This window comes from Paenibacillus sp. 598K (genome assembly GCF_003851045.1).
Classification (GTDB): domain Bacteria; phylum Bacillota; class Bacilli; order Paenibacillales; family Paenibacillaceae; genus Paenibacillus_D.
Genome location: NZ_BFBX01000247.1, coordinates 1 through 491 on the forward strand (window position 1 = coordinate 1; position 491 = coordinate 491).

Below are 491 nucleotides of genomic sequence, written 5' to 3' on the forward strand. Positions count from 1 at the left end.
ACCAAGACGCAACACCAAGAAGCAACACCAAGAAGCGACACCAAGACGCAACACCAAGACGCGACACCAGGATGCAACACCAAGGCACGAGAGCCGGGAGCGAGGCCGCAAGGCTTCGCTCCCGGCTGATTTTGGCTATAAGAGAGAGGACGCTTGCTCTGCTGCCGTGCGCTGAACCGCAGGCGATCCTGCTTGCTGTTCGACTTGGTGGCACGTGCGCTGAACCGCAGGCGATCCTGTTTGCCGTTCGACTTGGTGGCACGTGCGCTAATCGTCGGCTGGACCGGTTTCGTTGGCTGCTATCTAGGCGTTAGGAACATACATCACCTTATATTGTTCATTTGGCCGGTTTTCGAGGGCTTAGGGAACATGAGTATCCTTATATGTGACAAAAACGCGCAAAACCGGGGTGGATGGACCAAATAAGACTACCTATGTTCCTCACATTGGTCAAAACGATGAATTGGGGCCGATTAGCGATACCTATGTTC